Annotated in this window: 18 protein-coding genes; all 18 read right to left on the reverse strand. The window is 36.9% G+C overall.

Annotated elements, in window-relative coordinates; translation table 11 throughout:
- Positions 1-170: 170 nt before the first annotated feature.
- Positions 171-4,460, reverse strand: coding sequence for a PolC-type DNA polymerase III (locus ACFOUV_RS04710; RefSeq protein WP_379495595.1), 4,290 nt, complete (start codon positions 4,458-4,460; stop codon positions 171-173).
- A gap of 96 nt (positions 4,461-4,556) precedes the next feature.
- The gene (gene rseP, locus ACFOUV_RS04715; protein ID WP_379495596.1) at positions 4,557-5,831 is read right to left on the reverse strand and encodes an RIP metalloprotease RseP; all 1,275 of its coding nucleotides are present in this window, start codon (positions 5,829-5,831) and stop codon (positions 4,557-4,559) included.
- 157 nt (positions 5,832-5,988) lie between these two features.
- Positions 5,989-6,780 carry a phosphatidate cytidylyltransferase gene (locus ACFOUV_RS04720; RefSeq protein ID WP_379495597.1) on the reverse strand — a complete coding sequence of 264 codons (792 nt, stop codon included), beginning with the start codon at positions 6,778-6,780 and terminating at the stop codon, positions 5,989-5,991.
- A 15-nt stretch (positions 6,781-6,795) separates the two neighbouring features.
- Positions 6,796-7,557 carry an isoprenyl transferase gene (locus ACFOUV_RS04725; RefSeq protein ID WP_379495598.1) on the reverse strand — a complete coding sequence of 254 codons (762 nt, stop codon included), beginning with the start codon at positions 7,555-7,557 and terminating at the stop codon, positions 6,796-6,798.
- A 247-nt stretch (positions 7,558-7,804) separates the two neighbouring features.
- Positions 7,805-8,362, reverse strand: coding sequence for a ribosome recycling factor (gene frr / locus ACFOUV_RS04730; protein WP_379495599.1), 558 nt, complete (start codon positions 8,360-8,362; stop codon positions 7,805-7,807).
- 2 nt (positions 8,363-8,364) lie between these two features.
- A complete protein-coding gene (pyrH, locus tag ACFOUV_RS04735) occupies positions 8,365-9,087 on the reverse strand; it encodes a UMP kinase (RefSeq protein WP_379495600.1) in 723 nt (240 codons plus the stop codon).
- Positions 9,088-9,206: 119 nt separating this feature from the next.
- Complete coding sequence (gene tsf / locus ACFOUV_RS04740; protein WP_379495601.1) at positions 9,207-10,091, reverse strand: translation elongation factor Ts; 885 nt, start codon at positions 10,089-10,091, stop codon at positions 9,207-9,209.
- 96 nt (positions 10,092-10,187) lie between these two features.
- Complete coding sequence (gene rpsB / locus ACFOUV_RS04745) at positions 10,188-10,943, reverse strand: 30S ribosomal protein S2 (RefSeq protein ID WP_379495602.1); 756 nt, start codon at positions 10,941-10,943, stop codon at positions 10,188-10,190.
- A gap of 191 nt (positions 10,944-11,134) precedes the next feature.
- Positions 11,135-11,578 (reverse strand): DUF6115 domain-containing protein, encoded by a 444-nt coding sequence (locus ACFOUV_RS04750; RefSeq protein WP_379495603.1) that lies wholly within the window; start codon positions 11,576-11,578, stop codon positions 11,135-11,137.
- A gap of 66 nt (positions 11,579-11,644) precedes the next feature.
- Positions 11,645-13,015, reverse strand: a complete 1,371-nt coding sequence (locus tag ACFOUV_RS04755; RefSeq protein WP_379495604.1) for a DUF342 domain-containing protein — start codon at positions 13,013-13,015, stop codon at positions 11,645-11,647.
- Positions 13,016-13,058: 43 nt separating this feature from the next.
- A complete protein-coding gene (locus tag ACFOUV_RS04760) occupies positions 13,059-13,838 on the reverse strand; it encodes a FliA/WhiG family RNA polymerase sigma factor (RefSeq protein WP_379495605.1) in 780 nt (259 codons plus the stop codon).
- A gap of 38 nt (positions 13,839-13,876) precedes the next feature.
- The gene (locus tag ACFOUV_RS04765) at positions 13,877-14,374 is read right to left on the reverse strand and encodes a chemotaxis protein CheD (RefSeq protein WP_379495606.1); all 498 of its coding nucleotides are present in this window, start codon (positions 14,372-14,374) and stop codon (positions 13,877-13,879) included.
- The gene (locus ACFOUV_RS04770; RefSeq protein WP_379495607.1) at positions 14,367-15,005 is read right to left on the reverse strand and encodes a chemotaxis protein CheC; all 639 of its coding nucleotides are present in this window, start codon (positions 15,003-15,005) and stop codon (positions 14,367-14,369) included. The genes ACFOUV_RS04765 and ACFOUV_RS04770 overlap by 8 nt, the downstream gene beginning before the upstream one ends.
- A gap of 3 nt (positions 15,006-15,008) precedes the next feature.
- Positions 15,009-15,479: a chemotaxis protein CheW gene (locus ACFOUV_RS04775; protein WP_379495608.1), complete on the reverse strand. Its 471-nt coding sequence runs from the start codon at positions 15,477-15,479 to the stop codon at positions 15,009-15,011.
- A 37-nt stretch (positions 15,480-15,516) separates the two neighbouring features.
- Positions 15,517-16,572 carry a protein-glutamate methylesterase/protein-glutamine glutaminase gene (locus tag ACFOUV_RS04780; RefSeq protein ID WP_379495609.1) on the reverse strand — a complete coding sequence of 352 codons (1,056 nt, stop codon included), beginning with the start codon at positions 16,570-16,572 and terminating at the stop codon, positions 15,517-15,519.
- A gap of 5 nt (positions 16,573-16,577) precedes the next feature.
- Entirely contained in the window at positions 16,578-17,441 is an 864-nt protein-coding gene (locus ACFOUV_RS04785) for a MinD/ParA family protein (RefSeq protein WP_379495610.1), read from the reverse strand.
- Complete coding sequence (gene flhF / locus ACFOUV_RS04790) at positions 17,431-18,543, reverse strand: flagellar biosynthesis protein FlhF (protein WP_379495611.1); 1,113 nt, start codon at positions 18,541-18,543, stop codon at positions 17,431-17,433. The genes ACFOUV_RS04785 and flhF overlap by 11 nt, the downstream gene beginning before the upstream one ends.
- Positions 18,540-20,573 (reverse strand): flagellar biosynthesis protein FlhA, encoded by a 2,034-nt coding sequence (gene flhA / locus ACFOUV_RS04795; protein ID WP_379495612.1) that lies wholly within the window; start codon positions 20,571-20,573, stop codon positions 18,540-18,542. The genes flhF and flhA overlap by 4 nt, the downstream gene beginning before the upstream one ends.
- Positions 20,574-20,581: the final 8 nt, after the last annotated feature.

The raw sequence follows: 20,581 nt of genomic DNA on the forward strand, positions 1-20,581 counted from the left end.
ACACGAAAAAATAAAGCAGCGTCACCACTGCTTTATTTTTTCGTGTTATTCGTTTCTCAACTTTGGTGAAAGGAAGGCTGCTTTCTCAACTATTGCAACTGCGATATTTGAGAATCCCTCCTATTTCTACCTAGTCTTATTTATCAATTTCACTCTGCGAAGTCGAGTTATTAAAATAAGGATAATTGATTCTTATCCGCCATACCTTCCATACAACCTTGATTGTCTAAAGTTTCCAAAACAGTTTTTGAAATCTTACTTCTTTCACGCAGGTCTTCTTTAGATAGGAACTCCCCATCTTCACGAGCCTTTACAATATTGAGGGCTGCATTCGTTCCCAATCCATCAACTGCATTGAATGGTGGGAGCAAACTATCGCCATCCACGATAAAGTCTGTCGCACTGGATTTATACAAATCCACTTTTTTAAAGGAGAAACCTCGTTCACACATTTCAAGAGAAAGTTCCAATACTGTCAGCAAGCTTTTTTCTTTCGGTGTAGCATCGTTTCCTTTTACTGTGATGCTTTCCATTCGACTGCGAAGTGCAGTTGAACCTTTTACCATGGAATCTAATTCAAAGTCATCCGCTCTTACTGTAAAATAAGCTGCATAAAAGAGAATAGGATGATGAACTTTAAAATAGGCAATACGTACAGCCATTAATACATAAGCTGCTGCATGGGCCTTTGGAAACATATATTTAATCTTTTTACAGGATTCAATGTACCAGTCAGGAACATTGTTTTTTCTCATTTCTACTATCCATTCATCCTGTAGGCCTTTCCCCTTACGTACAAATTCCATAATTTTAAATGCTAGTGCGGGTTCGAGTCCTTTATGCATTAAATAAACCATAATGTCATCACGACAACCAATAACATCAGGCAGTTCACATATCCCATCGTTAATTAAGTCTTGAGCATTCCCTAACCAAACGTCCGTTCCGTGAGATAGACCAGAAATAATTAATAGTTCTGCAAAACTATTTGGTTTTGTATCTTCAAGCATCTGCCTAACAAATTTCGTTCCAAACTCTGGTACTCCCAATGTGCCAGTTTTACAATTAATTTGCTCAGGAGTGACACCAAGCGCCTCTGGTCCCGAGAAAATTTTCATTACTTCTGCATCATCTGTCGGGATTGTTTTCGGATCAATTCCACTAAGATCCTGTAACATACGAATAACGGTGGGATCATCGTGACCGAGTATATCCAGTTTCAACAAATTATCATGTATCGAATGGAAATCAAAGTGGGTTGTTCGCCATTCGCTATTTCGATCATCTGCCGGAAATTGTATTGGTGTAAAATCATAAATATCCATATTTTCCGGAACAACAATAATTCCGCCTGGATGCTGTCCAGTTGTTCGTTTTACTCCTGTACATCCTTGAACAAGGCGATCTACTTCAGCATTTTTATATACTAACTGCTTATCTGATGCATATCCTTTAACATAACCATAGGCCGTCTTTTCTGCAATGGTTCCAATTGTTCCCGCACGATATACATAATCAACTCCAAATAATTCCTTTGTATAATTATGTGCTCTTGGTTGATAAGCTCCAGAAAAGTTCAAATCAATATCAGGAACTTTATCCCCTTTAAATCCAAGGAATGTTTCAAACGGAATATCCTGTCCATCTTTTGTTAATTCCGCATCACATTCAGGACATTTTTTATCAGGCAAGTCAAATCCGCTCGCAACTGAGCCATCTGATATAAATTCATTGTAATGGCATTTCTCACAAACATAATGCGGCACTAACGGATTTACTTCTGTTATTTCAGTCATCGTTGCAACAAAGGATGAACCTACAGAACCCCTTGAACCAACTAAATAACCATCATCAAGTGACTTTTTAACCAGTTTATGTGAGATAAGATAAATTACAGCGAATCCATTTCCTATAATACTGTCCAGTTCTTTCTCAAGGCGATCTACTACGATCTTTGGTACAGGCTTTCCATAAATCTTCTCAGCTCTTGTATAGCAGAGATCACGCATATCTTGCTCTGCGCCGTCGATTGTTGGGGTATATAACCCGTCTCTTACTGGAGAGAGTTCTTCCATTTGATCTGCTATAGCATTGGAATTCTTGACGACAATCTCATATGCAACATCATCACCAAGAAATTTGAAACATTCCAGCATTTCAGTTGTCGTACGGAATGGTGTGTCAGGAAGCGTTTGCCTGTTTAATGGGTTTCCAGCCTGTGCTCCTATTAATATTTGACGGTACTGTTTATCATGATCATCTATATAATGGACGTTTCCAGTCGCAACCACAGGTTTATTCATTCGTTTACCCAGCTCAACTAATTTTTTTATAATATCCAGGATTTGCGATTCGTTTTGGACTAAGTCTTTTTCAATTAAATGCGCATAATTAGCAGGTGGCTGAACTTCGATATAATCGTAAAATTCTGCTGCCTGTTCAGCTTCTTCAGCCGATTTTTGCATCATGGTCTCGAAAACTTCACCCTTATCGCAAGCAGTACCGATGACTAGTCCACCACGCCATTTTTTCAAAAGTGATCTAGGAATCCGTGGTACACGGTAGAAATAATCGATATGAGCACTGGAAACAAGCTTGTAAAGATTTTTTAAACCTTCCTGTGTTTGCGCGAGTATTGTACAGTGATATGGACGAGAGCGTTGATATGCATCCCCTTCCCCCATATGATTGTTTAATTCATTATGATTGATAATATCTCTATCTAATAATTTTTGAACAAGCTTCCATAACAAATAACCGGTAGCTTCAGCATCATAGATTGCTCGGTGGTGCTGTGTCAGTTCAATATCCAAATGTTTGCAAAGCGTATTTAAGCGGTGATTTCTTAATTCAGGAATTAGAAATCTGGCAAGTTCCAATGTATCGATCACCGGGTTTTTTGCCTTTTCTTGATCAAAGCGTTTGAAACCTTGATTTAGAAATCCCATATCAAAACTTGCATTATGCGCTACAAGAATGCCGTCTCCCATCCATTCATTGAAGTCCTTTAGAACATCCTCCACTTCGGGTGCATCTTTAACCATATCATCCGTAATACCTGTTAAATTAATAGTGGTTTCCGATAATGGGTGATGAGGGTTAGCGAATGATTCAAAGCGATCGGTAATCTCACCTTTTTGAATTTTAACCGCCGCGAGTTCAATTATCGTATCGTAAACTGCCGACAAACCTGTTGTTTCCACATCAAATACGACAAACGTTTCGTTCTCAAGGTCCCGATCAGACTCGTTATAAGCGATTGGTACACCATCATCAACCAAGTTTGCCTCCACACCGTAGAGTATTTTAATATTATGCTTTTTCCCGGCAGCATGGGCATCTGGAAAGCCCTGTACCCCAGCATGATCTGTAATGGCAACTGCTTTATGTCCCCATTTTGCTGCTTGAGTAACAAGTACTTCGGGGGACACTACGGCATCCATCTGACTCATCGTCGTATGCGCATGGAGTTCCACCCGTCTATCATCTTCAGGTGCTTTATCAATACGTGTAGCTACTTTTATTTCATGAACATCATTAGCCATCATTGCAAGTTCATTCGTGTACATATCGGTTTGAATGCTACCTCTGGCTTTAATCCACATTCCCTTTTTCACATTTGCAAACATCGCAGCATCTTCGTCACCTTTAGAGAACATTTTTATTTGCAAGGAATCTGTATAATCTGTTGCTTTAATAATAAGCAGGCTTCTTCCAGAACGCAATTCTCTCACTTCGGAGGCAAAGATATAGCCTTGGACCGTCACACGACGTTCTTCCTCAAGAATTTGGTCCATTGTTATTGCCTCATCTTTTATTTTATAACCAATGGCGAGCGGTCTATTCTCATGATTTTCTTTTTCTTTATCCCGCTTTTCTTTTTCCTGTACCGTTTTTAATACTAACTGTTGATCTTCAATAGCTTTTTGATCTCTGAACTTTTGAATATCAGCTGCATCGGTTTTAACATTAATGTCAAGTGTATAAGCCAAAACACCGATTTTACTGCAGTAATTCCTAAAATCAGCTTCCAACCTTTTCTTTAGAGCGCTCGCTTCTGCATCATTTCTCGCAGTTAACATAAGCTTATTATTGTTGACCTCAGGAATTTGATTTTGTACTAAGTCTCTATATGCAGGAGATAATTGTGTTAGTGATGTAATAAAGTGCTTCCAATAACCACGGATGGTTACATCATTACAGTTTTTATTTTCAGCTTCAATAGTTAGCTCCACTTTTGCAATTTGCTGAAAAGCATTCTGCAACTTTGACATAAACAACTGATACACTTCTATGGGTAGGACATAATCAATATGAATATGAAAATGCCATATTTTAGTACTTTTATACACTTCCAGTTTCTCCAGGTAACTGTCTTTAAAATATTTTGTAATGTAATCATTGGACATCTCTAGTTGTTTCAAAAGTAGTTCCATTTTTTCTTTTTTGGATATGTCCATTATTACACCTCCTACAATTTAAAAATTCCAAGCGATAATAGCTTATGCCCTTGTCAGAGAAGACAAGGGCATAGCTTACATTGAAACGTATAATACTTATAAGAATAATCGTTGAATATCATTCCATGTAACTACAAGCATGAGAAGCATTAAAAATGCAAATCCAACGAAATGGAAGATACCTTCTTTTTCAGGAGCAATTGGTTTTCCACGAACTGCTTCTATTCCAACAAATAACAATCTTCCACCATCAAGTGCCGGAAGTGGTACTAAATTAATAATCCCTAAGTTAATGCTTAACATGGCTGTCCATAGCATTAGATTCATAAAGCCTGTCTGCACTACTTGATCTGTAGCGTCATAAATACCAACCGGACCCGACAACATTTCAATCGAGACTTGACCAGTAACAAGCATCATTAAATTCGTTAAGATCATTTTAGTTGTTTCATATGTTTGTTCGAATCCATATGTGAATGTTCTCGGAATTGATTTCTCAAACCCTTGATATACACCGATTTGTCCAATCGAGATAGGTTCACCTGTTTGATCTACAGCTTCTGCTTCATTAGGAACCACCGTTATAGATTCTTCCGCATCATTTCGTAAAATTACCATATCTAATTCTTGTCCGGGATTTTCTCTGACAATGGAAGTGAATTCTTCCCATGTAGAAACGGAATTATCTTCAATTTGTACAATGACGTCATCTGGTTGGAATCCAGCTTCCTCTGCAGGCGTATCAGGTAATATTTCTCCCAATTTCGCTTCTTCCACAGGTACTCCTTGAACCAATCCAATGACGATAAAGATGAATATTGCCAATATGAAGTTCATCATCGGCCCTGCAAATAACTGCATTCCCCGTTGTCCGACAGTTTTAGAGGCAAATTGACGATCATAAGGTGCAATTTGGGTTTCCCGCTCATCCATTATGAAAAATGCTTTACGATCTATTTCAAACCGAAGTCTTGTATCTTCATCATCGATTTCATATCCATCGATAATAAGCTTGTGATCAAGATCAGCATGTTCTACTTCAATGACTCTCGCATTTGGATGTTTGGACTTATTATTAACAATAATTTTGGAAACTTTACCCTCATCGTTGAATTCAAGACCGATATGGTGTCCTGGTTTTAATTCAATAATCTCAGGGTCTTCACCCGCAACACGAACATATCCACCTGCTGGAATAAGACGTATCGTGTATAATGTTTCGTTTCTTGTAAATGAGAAAATTTTCGGCCCAAATCCAATTGCAAACTCGCGTACAAGCATGCCCGCACGTTTGGCAAATATCATGTGGCCCCATTCATGAATAAAAACCAGCAATCCAAACATGAAAATAAATGCTATTACAGTGGTCAATAGAAGCACCTTCCTTTTATTGGAGCAGGGTATTATTTTTTATTTAAAAACGTAAACAAGTACTCCTAAAAATATTCTAACTTCAGATAATTTTAACCTGTTTATGTTGATATGTTCAAGTTTTATTTATATATTGGTAAATTAACAATTACTACACTTATATGAAATGGATAAAATGGAGTAAAGGAAGAACGAATAATAAACTATCAAACCTATCCAATATTCCACCATGACCCGGTAGAAGTTTCCCTGAGTCCTTGACACCATAATTACGTTTCAAAGCAGATTCTACAAGGTCACCAACTTGTCCAAAAATGGACGCAACAATAGTAACACCAATAACAATCATATATGAGTGCGGAAATGGATTTACCAAGTGAAAAATCACCGCAACTACGCATGCAAGTACAATTCCACCGATTGCACCCTCAACTGTTTTATTAGGACTGATTGTAGGCCATAATTTTCTTTTCCCAAATGCACGCCCAAAAAGATATGCTCCTGTATCTGTTGCCCATATGATGAAAAATGCATAAAGGATGTTACTTAATGCATTGGTTCCATCCCGAGTCTCAATTAGGTAAAAAAATCCAAGGCCAACATAGAAGGCTGACAAAAGGATAAACCCTACATGGTCAAAAGTAAATTTATTTTTGACCAGTACTGTATATGCCAACAACAGAAGAATAATGAGGGCTACCATTTCGAATTTGGTAAACCAGCTAGTAGACAATATTGAAGAAGAACTTGGGATCAAAATCAACCATAATAAAATTAGAACCAAAATAGTTGGTGTCACATACTTCCCTAAATTTCTCATTTTAATTAATTCCAATAGCCCAACGGTAGCAATTACATAAACCAAGAGGGTAAATGGAAGGCCACCCATAATAACGAAGGGCAAGAGTACAATTAATGCAAGGATTGCTGTTATCGTTCGTTGTTTCATATGCCTTTCATCACCTTAAATACCTCCATACCTTCTTTTCCGCTGCTTATAATCTTCAATTGCATTTTTAAAGTTAGTTTCATTGAAGTCAGGCCACAACACATCTGAGAAACAAAACTCTGTATACGCCAACTGCCACAACATAAAATTACTTAACCTTTGTTCACCACCGGTTCGAATAAGCAAATCGGGGTCAGATAGACCATTTGTAAATAAATATTTAGAAAACTGGTTATCGTCCAACGAATCAATCAATAGTTTTGATTCATCGATATCATTTATAATTTGCTTAACAGCATGAACGATTTCCAGTCTGCTACCATAGTTTAAAGCAAAGTTCAATAAAAGACCGTCATTATTTTTTGTTTTATCAACGGCATACTGAACTGCATCTTTCGTGTAATCCGGAAGCGCATCAAAATCACCAATTGTATCTATTCTTACATTATTGGAAATCAGTTCCGGCAAATAAATATGTAGAAATTCTTTAGGTAATCTCAATATAAAATCGATTTCAGACTTCGGTCTTTTCCAGTTTTCAGTGGAAAAGGTATACAGAGTAAGAATTTTTACGTTGGATTTCACCGCTTCTTTGACAATTTTGTTTACAGCAGTAACACCTTCTTTATGCCCTGCAATTCGTGGCAAACCACGCTTTTGTGCCCAGCGTCCATTTCCATCCATAATAATTGCTACATGTTTTGGAGCAATGCCCTCTGTTTCCGTTTCAATTTCTTTAGTTTTTTTTGTATTAAAAAAAGGAATTTTCCTCGACATAGTCTGTCCCCCGAAATGTTGTTGACCTACAATCTTTTAAACGTAATTCTTTAAATGCAAAGAATGGATAACTTATTCCCGCAGGATAATTTATACTACACTTTTTCATTATAACGATTATTACATCAGAATACAAAAGCCCCCTTTAATAAGAGGACTTTTGCATCTTACTCTGCAATATATGAACCACGGATACAAATAATGTGTAAAGCAATGTAAAAAGTCTTTAAATTGTCAAATTCTATACTTATACTTCCAATATTTCTTTTTCTTTATTTTTTGCAATTTCGTCAATCTGTGAAATATGATCATTGGTTGATTTTTGTACGTCATCTTGGAAACCACGTAAATCATCTTCTGTGATATCGCCACTTTTTTCCAATTTCTTCAAATTATCATTCGTATCCCGACGAATATTACGAACTTGGATGCGAGCTTCTTCAGAATATTTCCCTACAACTTTAACAAGATCCTTACGTCTTTCCTCCGTTAAAGCAGGAATATTGAGTCGGATGATATTGCCATCACTTGAAGGTGACACTCCAAGATTAGCAATTTGGATTGCTCTTTCAATATCTGAAAGTACTGTTTTATCGTAAGGTGTAATCGTTAGTAGCCTAGCTTCCGGAGCACCAATAGTTGCCAGTTGGTTTAATGGAGTAGATGCACCATAATAATCGACGTAAATGCTATCCAAAAGACTTGGATTTGCTCTGCCTGCTCTTACAGATGCTAAACTTTTTGAAAATGCCTGTATTGCCTGTTTCATTTTTTCTTCCATCTGATTCATAATCGCTTCTGACATTTTTATTTCCCCCTTATTGTTGTGCCGATTGTTTCCCCTTCGACAACTCTTTTAATATTGCCTTCTTCTGTAATCGAAAATACAATTAATGGGATATCATTATCCATGCATAAGGAAGATGCTGTTGAATCCATCACACCAAGATCTTCGTTAAGCATTTCCATGTAAGTCAGGCTCTCATACTTCTTCGCGTCTTTGTTTAACTTTGGATCATCCGTATACACACCATCAACATTATTTTTAGCCATCAAAATGACTTCCGCTTCAATTTCTGCTGCTCTTAACGCTGCTGTAGTATCCGTTGAAAAATAAGGATTCCCTGTACCGGCTGCGAAGATGACAACACGCTTTTTCTCTAAATGACGAATCGCTTTTCTCCTTATGTATGGCTCAGCAACCTGACGCATTTCGATTGATGTCTGCACTCTAGTTTGTATTCCAATTGTCTCCAGACCATCCTGTAGTGCAAGTGAATTCATAATTGTAGCAAGCATACCCATGTAGTCTGCTGATGCACGATCCATACCCATTTCACTTCCAACTTTTCCGCGCCATATATTTCCTCCACCAACAACGATAGCTACTTCAACACCTAATTCGGCTACTTCTTTTACTTGTTGGGCGATGGAGTGAATTACTTTAGGGTCTATACCATAACCTTGATCACCACTTAAAGCTTCTCCACTTAATTTTAACACAATTCTACGGTACCGTGCTGTTGTCATATTAACCTCCATAGAAATTTAATATTTTTTTCATGCGCTGTATACAGAGATTTAGATTTTATTCAAAATGGTTATAAAATAGGGAACAAGTAAATGTCCCCTATTCCAGGTTGAATACCTTATTTTTTAATTTGGCTCATAACTTCTTCAGCAAAGTTTTCTTCACGTTTTTCCATTCCTTCGCCTACTTCATAGCGAACAAATGCTTTAACAGAAGCACCTTTATCAGCCACATATTTTTTTACTTTTTGATCTGGATCTTTTACAAAGCTCTGTTCTAAAAGAACGATTTCTTCGAAGAATTTCCCTAAACGGCCTTCAACCATTTTTTCAACAATTTTCTCAGGTTTACCTTCATTTAGAGCTTGTGACTTCAATACTTCACGTTCATGATTTACTTCTTCTTCAGATACTGCATCACGAGATACATAACGAGGGTTAACAGCTGCAACATGCATGGAAATGTCTTTCCCGATTTGCTCGTCCGTAGTTCCTTCAAGTAATGATAATACACCAATACGACCACCCATGTGCAGATAAGCACCGAATGAATCATTATCGCCTTTTTCCATTGTAGCGAAACGACGAAGTGAGATTTTCTCTCCAATTGTAGATACAACTGAATTGATAACTGTTTCAACAGTCTCTCCTTCACCATTTAGTTTTTGTTGTAAAGCTTCCTCAACACTTTTTGGCTGTTGCGTAACAATATGTTGACCTAAGTCCGTTAATAATTTTTTGAATTGGTCATTTTTTGTAACGAAGTCAGTTTCACAGTTCACTTCAATAATTGCTGCTTTATTACCATCAATTTCGACATGCGTTAAACCCTCAGCTGCAATTCGGTCTGCTTTCTTAGCAGCCTTAGCAATCCCTTTTTCACGAAGAAAATCAATAGCAGCATCGATGTTACCATCCATTTCCTGAAGTGCTTTTTTACAATCCATCATCCCAGCACCAGTTTTTTCACGTAATTCTTTAACCATTTGAGCAGTAATAGCCATGAGAGATCCTCCTTTTAATAGTTAAGCAATGTATTTTTTTCTTTAAAAAAGGTGATAAAAGGTTCATATCCTCTTATCACCCCACCTTTTTTAAAATTATTCTTGAGTTGATTCCGCAGTAGCTTCTTCAGAAGATTCTTCTGCTTGTACTTCTACTTCTTCCGTTTCTTCTCCCTGTTTCACTTCTAAAATAGCATCTGCCATTTTTGAAGTCAAAAGTTTAACAGCACGAATAGCATCGTCGTTTGCAGGGATAACATAGTCGATCTCATCAGGATCACAGTTTGTATCTACAATACCGATGATAGGAATATTTAATTTGTGTGCTTCAGCAATTGCGATACGCTCTTTACGAGGGTCTACAACAAATAAAGCATCTGGAATTTTAGTCATTTCTTTAATTCCACCAAGGAATTTAACTAAACGATCTTTTTCTTTGTTTAAATTAACAACTTCTTTTTTAGGTAATACTTCAAATGTACCATCTTCTTCCATTTTTTCAATGGATTTTAATCGATTGATACGTTTGCGGATTGTTTGGAAATTAGTAAGTGTACCACCCAACCAACGTTGGTTTACATAATACATACCTGAACGAATCGCTTCGTCACGTACAGAATCCTGTGCTTGTTTTTTAGTACCTACGAAAAGAACTGTACCGCCGTTTGCTGCGATTTCTTTTACATAGTTGTATGCTTCATCAACCTTCTTAACCGTTTTTTGTAGGTCGATGATATAAATGCCATTACGTTCCGTAAAGATGTATTTTTTCATCTTCGGGTTCCAACGGCGTGTCTGATGTCCAAAATGTACACCAGCTTCTAGCAATTGCTTCATTGATATAGCTGCCATAATAAATTCCTCCTAGTGGTTTTTGTTCCTCCGTTCAGGTCATTTTCGTATAAAGACTAGTCCATTTAGACAGCACCGAATATACAAATCACTAAACGTGTGTATTTTTATTAACTTGTTCCATCCATAAGATAAACAGAGTAATTACACCAAAAGTTACTATACCATAACGTTACCTTGTAATCAAGTATTTAATTATTTTTCTTATGTAATTTAAGTATTATTTCTACTTCTGTTTTTCCACAGTCCAAAATGCGTGCGATATCTCCGATTGCCAAACCATCGCTATGCATCTGAAGAACTTTAGATTCTAACGAAGCTTCAAGTGTATCCGCCTCAACTGGAGAAAGCAGCTGTTCCATATCACCTTCCAACCACTGAGCTGGTTGTGATTCTTGCTCAGGTCCTGGCTGTTTACTAGCAGTTATACTGGATTTATCGTTCTGATTAGCTTTCAACTGTGCCTGTAAACGACTATTCTCTTCCTTGATTTCCTGTAAATAAGCCTCAAATAAACCTTCTATTTCTTTCGTATCCTGCGACTTTAACGTTTGAATATGCTGAAACAATTTATATATTGTTCCAAGTGCAACCAAATGCAATATGAAGCTGATTATTAATAAGAAAGATACCATCTAATTCTCCTTTTCCGTATATTTAACAGGCATGTAAGGTATCCGTCCTTCACCCTCTTTTAAATTTTAGTCAAATAAAGGCTGAATCATTATCTCGTTATGAACTAAATTTATTTTCACATAATGATAATTGGTATTTATTTTCTTTTTATACTTTGCGAAAGCGATAATGGTATTTGGGTGAATGAAATTTCGAACGATCAAATACGCATCTTGTTCACTGCCTATTTTTGAATTAATTTTTAGTAACATGTCTTCAATGATTCTTAATTGCTCCTCTGTCTTCTTCACCGAATTCTTTTGGCGAAGTATAGATATTCGCAGTTTTGGGTTAGAAGTATCTTGTTCATGAAGTTTACTGCCAATATGCTTGAGTTTTTGCAGTGTATCTTTTAGTTCATTTTGTCTTGCAATTAATTCATCTTCTTTATCTGAGAATGTTTTATTAATACCAAATATAATTTCTGTTTTTGTGCTTAACCGACTACCAATATCATTTGCCTCAACCGATTTACCGACAGATAAAGTTCCACCAATGATACTTCCTTTTTGACAATAAACATGTCCCTTTGCCACACATTCACTATGTAAAATGGAATTCTCTACATATAAATCACTCTCTGCATGCACGATCCCTTGGTTAATATATCCTAAAGTAATATTCTCCCTAGCTTTTATGAATCCGCTGCCTTGTCCGGACATTCCTTCCGAGACATAGACCGATCCACCGGCAGTTACTACTCCCGCTTCAACCATACCGTAAATTTTTATATCACCTTCCGCTTGAACTTGAAACCCAGTTGGTACGTCTCCATGAATAATAATTGTACCTACAAAGTTCAAATTACCAGTTTTCATTGATAAAGTTTCTTTAACTTCATAAACTGGGTAAACATGAATATACCTTCCTATTATACTGATTTGACCATTTACCGCAGAATAAAATGACATGTTTTCTTCCTTATAAACAACATTGTTACCAGCTTTAACGCTAATTGGGTTCCCAGGTTTTGGTAATACGACGGCACCGCTTACATTGATTCCTTCTACGCCAGTAGTAGGGTTGTACAATGTAGCCAACTTCTCTCCTTTAACCACATTCGGTATCCGCATTACATCCCGAAAATCCCAATCTTTCGTTCTCTCGTATTTCGTATCCAAATTTAGCTCATACTTAATTTGACCATCTTCTCCGTTTATTACGGGCAGACCTTTCGCAATTTGTATTGGAAAGCTTGCCTCTTCGGCACCGGAAATAATTTGATTCACAGACGCCTGGTCAATACCATACAAAATATGATTGGCATCCAAAAAACGTCGGATTGATGATTCGTCTATTTCCAGTTCTTGGTTTATATAGTCATCGTAACAAAATAGTTGAGCCGACATTTTATCCGGTGATACTTGAATGTGAAAATAATCTGCTAGCTGAATCATACTATTTTCCCCTTTGGGCTTATTCTATTTCTATCCCCAATATTTAGTATAAAACCTGCATTTTACTTAATGATTTTCTCAATTTAAAAAGCGATCTTTTGTGTATTTGAGAAATTCTTGAAGTGGTTAAACCAATAATTTGTCCTATTTCCGTAAATGTTAACTCTTCATTATAAAAAAGACTGATTACGAGCTGCTCTTTTTCGTTTAATGACTTTATTCCCTCGATAAGCTCTCCTTTTATTTCGTTCTGCAAGATATTCCTGTCCGGGAAAACAGCTGAATCATCTGGAATGGAATAACCAATTCCTTCTTTCAATTCATTCTTACTCCCATTGGGTTTTTCCTCGATGGAGAGAATATTTCCAAAAAGGGAATCCTTAACCGTTGTTTCCACTTCCTCTGCTGTCATGCCTGTTATTAAAGCAATTTCACCAGCAGTTGCTGCCCTGTGATTCATTTGTTCAAAGCTTTCTGCTGCCTGTTCTACTTTCTTCGTCTTTTCTCTGATCGATCTAGGAAGCCAATCTTCTTTACGAAGTCCATCAATGATGGATCCTTTTATTCGAAAGGATGCATACGTATCAAATTTCAAGTCACGGCTAGGATCAAATTTCTTTAGAGCATCATAAAGTCCTAAAAGGCCGAAACTTTTAATATCATCCCTACTGACATTACTTGGAAGATGACTTGAAATCCGTTCGGTATGGAAATTGACAAGATACATATAATTGGAGATTAGTTCATTGGCAGCTTCTCCACTTTTGTTTGCTATCCAATCATTCCATAACTCTTGTTCAAGAGGAGAATTCTTTGAATTCATTTAGTTGTACTCCCCCTCCATTTTAATAATATAGTGAGTTAGATTAAAAACGTTTCTTTATTTATTTTCCGTATACTTAACGTACACGTAACTGGATCAAATTCAATCGTTCTTCCAACATTACCGCCTATATCCGTTGCAATTATAGGCACTTGAAGTTCATGCAATTTTTGTTTAACTGCTTCTGCATTTCTTTGACCAATCCGCATAATATCAGAACCAGAGGTAAATTGAAACATCTGGGCACCCCCAGCAATTTTCGCTTTTAATGCATATTTCCTCGCACCATTCTCAAGTAATAATCTTATCAGACAAGAAATTGCAGTGTCTGCATATTTATGCTCGTTTACCTTTACCTGCTTGGCAGCTTTTGAATCAGGTAGTAATACATGTGATAATCCTGCAATTTTTTTTGAAGAATCATAGATGACAACACCTACACATGAACCAAGGCCAGAGGTTCGAATGGTATCTGGAGCTTTAACTATATTTAAATCTGCAATACCTACTTTAACAACCATACTCGTCTCATTCATCGTAATTGATTCCTAGCGCTGTAAAAATTTTAGTTAGTGAATCCGGATCTGGTAATAAAAAGAAATTCCCTTTAATGCCTTCGTTAGATTCATTATTTCTATTGATTTCCGTGTCAATAATAATCGCAAAATCTGTTACTTGTGATAATTCCACTAGTCCAACAGTTAGTATAGCACCAGCCATATCTATACCCAAATACGGAATAGATGGTTGCATATTTATATTAGTGAAGTCAGATAAAGCAGTTAAATAGGATCCAGTTACAATATTACCTATCTCATGCAAAGCAGAGATAGCCATTTCATTATTCTGTTCATTATTTAACAATGAAAACTCCGGATCTCCAGTAAGTTTTCTTACCAGGTATTCTGCTTCTTCCACTTTTAATAGTAAATAAACGGTTCCTGGTGCTTCCCCTCTTATTCGGAACATTAATCCGACGATAGTTTCCTCAGGTCCTCCGATTAACTCCATTAATTCATCATAATTCACGATACTTACAGAAGGGACTTTCATTTCAATCCTTTTATTAAGTAACATTGAAAGAGAGGTTGCTGCATTCCCTGCCCCTATATTGCCAATCTCCCTTAGGACATCCTTTTGCGCACTGCTTAAATTATTAAATTCCATCTACTAAACTTCCAATGACTGTATTTTATCCAGCTCTTCGAAAGAGAGAACAGTAAGTAGATTGAGAAGGATCAATAAACGGTTGTCTATTTTAGCGATACCATCTATATAGTCTGCATCAATAGTGCCAATAACTGCTGGTGGAGATTCAATCTGGTCTTCTCGAATATCGATCACATCATTTGCCGAATCCACAATTAACCCTACTTCCATTTCGTTTATCAATGCAATAATGATTCGTTTATTGTCATTAAGGACAGCCTCTTTCATCTGAAATCTTAATCGAAGATCAATAACAGGAATGACGACACCACGCAGATTAATAACACCCTTTACAAATGGGGCTGTCTGAGGAACCCGGGTAATTGGCAGTAGTCTTTCAATAGATCCAATATGATTTACGGGTATTGCATATTCCTCGTCTTCGAGTTGAAATATAATCATTTTTCTAGTCACTGATGTTCCATTTTCCATGTTAATCTCCTCCTTATTCTTCGTTGCTTATGTATCCTTAAAGTATGTTTAATTTTTTTGTCAACTTAATAAGTAAATTTGGAATTTCATTTAGGGGCATATGATAATCCACTAATCCGGTCTGAACTGCCGATTTTGGCATCCCGTATACAATAGAAGTTGCTTCATTCTCAGCAATAGTGATTGTTTTAGAATTCAACCCTTTTAATTCTGCGATTCCTTCCGAACCGTCATTTCCCATACCTGTAAGAACAACAGCAATTTTATTTATTTGCTTTAATTGTGCAATGGAATGAAACAAGACATTAACAGCAGGTCGATGTCCCTTAACCGGCGCATCTTTCGTTAAATAAATCGCAATCGTTGTTCCTATCTTCCTAACTACCATATGATGATCACCAGGTGCTATATATGCAGTTCCATTTTCAATTATTTCACCATGAACAGCTTCTTTTACATGGATGGGACTTAGTCTGTTCAATCGTTCCGCCAATGATTTTGTAAAACCGGCTGGCATATGTTGGACAATTAGAATCGGTGCAGTAAATTTTTCCGGTAAATTCTCCAGGACCTGTTGAAGCGCTCTTGGGCCTCCGGTAGACGTTCCAATCGTTATGATCGTTTTATCAAAACATTTTCTATTTAGTGAAACTCGCTTTTGAGATGACTTGCTTTGTCTATTCATATCTAAATTTACATGAGAAGCCGTGAACACCTTTGAGCGAATTTCCTCCTCAATCGTTCGAATATCTAATGAAATTGTCCCCGAGGGTTTCGTAATAAAGTCAACCGCACCATTCGATATTGCCTCCATTGTTTTGATTGTTCCATCTTTCGTGACACTTGAAAGCAGCACAACTGGTACCGGATGACTTTTCATAATTTCCTGTAGTGCGTTCATACCATCCATAACTGGCATATGAATGTCTAACGTTACTACGTCCGGGCACAGTTGCTTAATCTGCTTGATTCCTTCTTCTCCGTTTCGAGCGGTGGATATTACTTGAATCCTAGGATCACTATTCAGGATGTCGGAAATCATCTTTCTCATAAAAGCTGAATCATCAATAACTATAGCCCGGATCGGTTGCATTTCATTCACCTCTCGATCAATCGTCTTAATTTCTCTATAAAAGTAGAGGATGATGGTCTGTTAATTTCATTTGAATTCTTTAGGTAATTGGATGTAATTTCCTGAATTGCCTGTGCTGCTTTTGATTTATTATTGAATAGCGTATATGGCACCTGTCTGATTACGGCCTGTGTCACTGTTTTATCATCTGGTATGATTCCCATTGAACTGATTTGAACATGTAGAAACTTTGCGACTACTTCTTTAAAGTGATGGAGTGCATGGAGACCTTCCCGATGACCGAGTGAACGATTCATTACGATATAAATTGGCATGCTACTCTGATTGTTAATAACATGTTTTATCATTCCATAGGCATCGGTAATTGAAGTTGGTTCAGGTGTAGTTATAACGATACATTCATCCGAAGCTAAAATAAAAAACAAAGCCTCTTCCGTTACTCCTGCACCCATATCAAAAAGAATATAATCATATTTCTGAACTAATTCCTTATATTGTTCATAAAAATAAGATTTATCTGCTTCTTCCATCTTAAAAAAATGGCTTAAACCGGAACCGGCTGCGATATAGGACAAACCATTCGGACCCGTCTCAATAATATCATGAACCTGCAAGTGGCTTTCAAACAAGTCAATAATCGTTTTTTGGGGTCGTACTCCCATGAGTATATCAATGTTTCCCATGCCTACATCTAAATCAAAAAGCAATACTTTCTTCTCGTTACTTATCAATTGAAGGGAAAAATTTAAAGCGAAATTGGATTTACCGACGCCGCCTTTTCCACTTATAACGGATATCGTCTTCGCCTGTTTTGGTGTCTTTTTATAGTCTAGCTTCTGCCTGAGACCCTCTGCCTGATCAAATTTCACTTTGTTCACCCACTACAAGTCCACTAATCTTTTCAGGTTTAGCTTCCATTAAATCTTCCGGTACATCTTGACCATTTGTCATACAGGCAATTCCAATTTGGTTTCCTAAAGAAATATTTAGGATACTCCCATATTGCGTGGTTTCATCCAACTTTGTTAAGATTACATTTTGGATGGAAAGATGCTGAAACTGATTAAAGATAGCCGTGATATCTTTTGGCTTCGTTGTCAAAGACAATACAAGATACGTACTTATCATTTTCATATCTATTGTCGTTTTTAGTTCATTTATATACTTCTGATCCCGATAATTCCTGCCCGCAGTATCAACCAGAATGACATCAAAAGAAGAGAATTTCTCAATTGCACCATAATAGTCTTCGATGGAATAAGCTACTTCCAAAGGCACATCTAGAATCCGGGCATAGGTTTTCAATTGTTCTACCGCACCAATCCGGTACGTATCTGCAGTAATAAAAGCAATCTTTTTTTGATCTTTTAGCATCATTTTTGCTGCTATTTTAGCAATCGTAGTTGTTTTACCAACACCTGTTGGTCCTACGAATTGTATTACTTTCTTGTCATATTCTATACCATGAAATCCAATTGCATTTAATTTATTTTCTATAATTGTTTTCATACCGTTCATGACGCAACCCAAACCTTGTTCTTCCTTTGAATTCTCAAACTGATTCATAACGGATTGAATAATATCCTCGGCAAGCTCAACTTCTACTTCTTGATCGAGTAGATGCTCATACGCTACTTGAAATTCTGGCAGAAACTTTTGATCTCCCTGCTTCGTCTGAACTGCCATTAATTTCTTTAAATTTCTAATTTCTTCAAGTACTTCCCGATTACCACTTGGCTGCATTTGCCGAGGAATCTTTGAACCTACTGGAGGTGTTGGGCTCGTTTTCGTTTCCAATGGCTGTGGGTCAAGTGCAGCTAGAACTTCTATGTTTTTTTTCTTAAAAAAACCAAGAAAGCCACCTTGCAAAATTTCCTTCGAATTAAGAATAACCGCATCTGGTCCAAGCTCTTTACGAATCTGATTCATAGCTTCCGGCATTGAAGGTGCTATATATTTTTTAATTTTCAAGCTACATTCACCACCCCAACACTTTGTACTTGTACATTTGGCTCAAGTTCATTATAGGATAATACAATTACTTGAGGTAAAAAACGATCCAGCAATTGTTTCAAATACATTCTAACAGCCGGCGAGCATAGTAAAACCGTAGACTCCTCTTGAAGTGCAAGTTTTTCAGCTTCTGCATGAATCGTTTTAATAATTTCCTGCTGTGATTCAGGGTCAAGAGAAAGATAATTCCCATGTTCCGTTTGCTGAATATTTTCAGCAATTAATTTCTCAACTTTTCCTGAAACTGTGATTACTTTAAGTGACATATCTTCATTAGCATATTGTTTGGTTATTTGAGATGACAGGGCTTGTCTCACATATTCCCCAAGTAGCTCTGTATCATTCGTCATTTTTGAAAAGTCTGCTAATGTTTCAAAAATAACAGGAAGATTTCTAATTGATATACTCTCTCTTAATAGCTTTGCTAGTACTTTCTGAATATCTCCTATCGCCAACGGTTCCGGTGTTACTTCTTCTATCAAAATAGGATAACTTTCCTTCACATGATCAATCAGTTGTTTTGTTTCCTGTCTGCCGAGCAATATATGTGCACTCTTCTTAATTATCTCCGTAATATGCGTGGATACAACTGAAGGTGGGTCTACTACTGTATATCCGGATAGTTCAGCCTCGTCTTTATTTTCCTCATTGATCCACTTTGCTGGCAATCCGAAAGCAGGCTCCTTTGTATCGATTCCTTCAATCTCATCATCACTAAAATCAGGTGCCATTGCTAAATAGTGATCCAGCATTAGCTCTCCTGATGCTACTTCATTCCCTTTAATTTTCAAACGGTATGCATTTGGATTAAGTTGGATATTATCTCTTATTCGGACAACTGGAATGACAATACCTAGTTCAATGGCCAGCTGTCTCCGAATCATAATAATTCTATCCAATAAATCCCCGCCCTGACTTGCGTCTGCTAACGGAATAAGGGCATATCCGAATTCAAATTCAATCGGATCCATATTCAATAAACCGACAACATTTTCTGACGATTTCATTGCTGAACTTTCCGTTTGATCTTCTTCCTCTATATCCGGAATTTCCGGTTCTTGAGATTTTCTCTGTATAAAATAAGCACTAAAACCCAGTATGGACGCAAGTAGTGTCGTTAAAATGAAATTAATTGGTGTAAGTCCAAGTAAAAATATTGTCCCAGCAGCTATATACAGAAGTTTTGGAAACTGCAAAAGCTGGTCTGTCACTTCTGAACTTAAATTGCCTGAACCAGCTGACCTTGTGACTACAATCCCTGTAGCTGTTGAAATCAGGAGTGCCGGAATCTGACTTACAAGTCCATCACCTACAGTAAGTCGCATAAACGTATTGATTGCTTCTTCAAATGACAAACCCATTTGTACCATACCAATAATAAGTCCAAAAATAATATTTATCAGTACAATAATAATGCCAGCAATTGCATCTCCTTTTACAAACTTACTTGCACCATCCATAGAACCATGAAAGTCAGCTTCTCTTTCGATTTTTTCTCTTCTCTCTTTTGCTTGTTTTTCAGAAATCAGCCCTGCATTTAAATCTGCATCCACACTCATTTGTTTCCCTGGCATTGCATCAAGAGAAAAGCGTGCAGCAACCTCAGATACACGTTCGGAACCCTTTGTAATAACTAGAAAGTTAATAATAACCAGAATAATAAATACTACAAACCCGACAAGCGGGTTTCCGCCTATTACAAAAGTTCCAAACGTATCTACAACACCACCTGCGTCCGCTTCGGACAAGATGGATCTTGTAGTAGAAACATTGAGCGCGAGTCGAAATAAAGTTAATAGTAATATTAATGTTGGAAAAACTGAAAATTGTAATGGTTCTGTCGTATTCATAGAAACCAATATAACAATCAACCCTAAAATAATATTAATTAAAATGAAAAAACTTAATAGCCATCCGGGTAGTGGAATGACCAACATGATGATTACTAGAATTACTGCTAAAAGAACTGATAGATCCCGCGCTTTCATTAATGTCT

Source organism: Oceanobacillus longus (assembly GCF_042650085.1).
Taxonomy (GTDB): domain Bacteria; phylum Bacillota; class Bacilli; order Bacillales; family Amphibacillaceae; genus Oceanobacillus; species Oceanobacillus longus.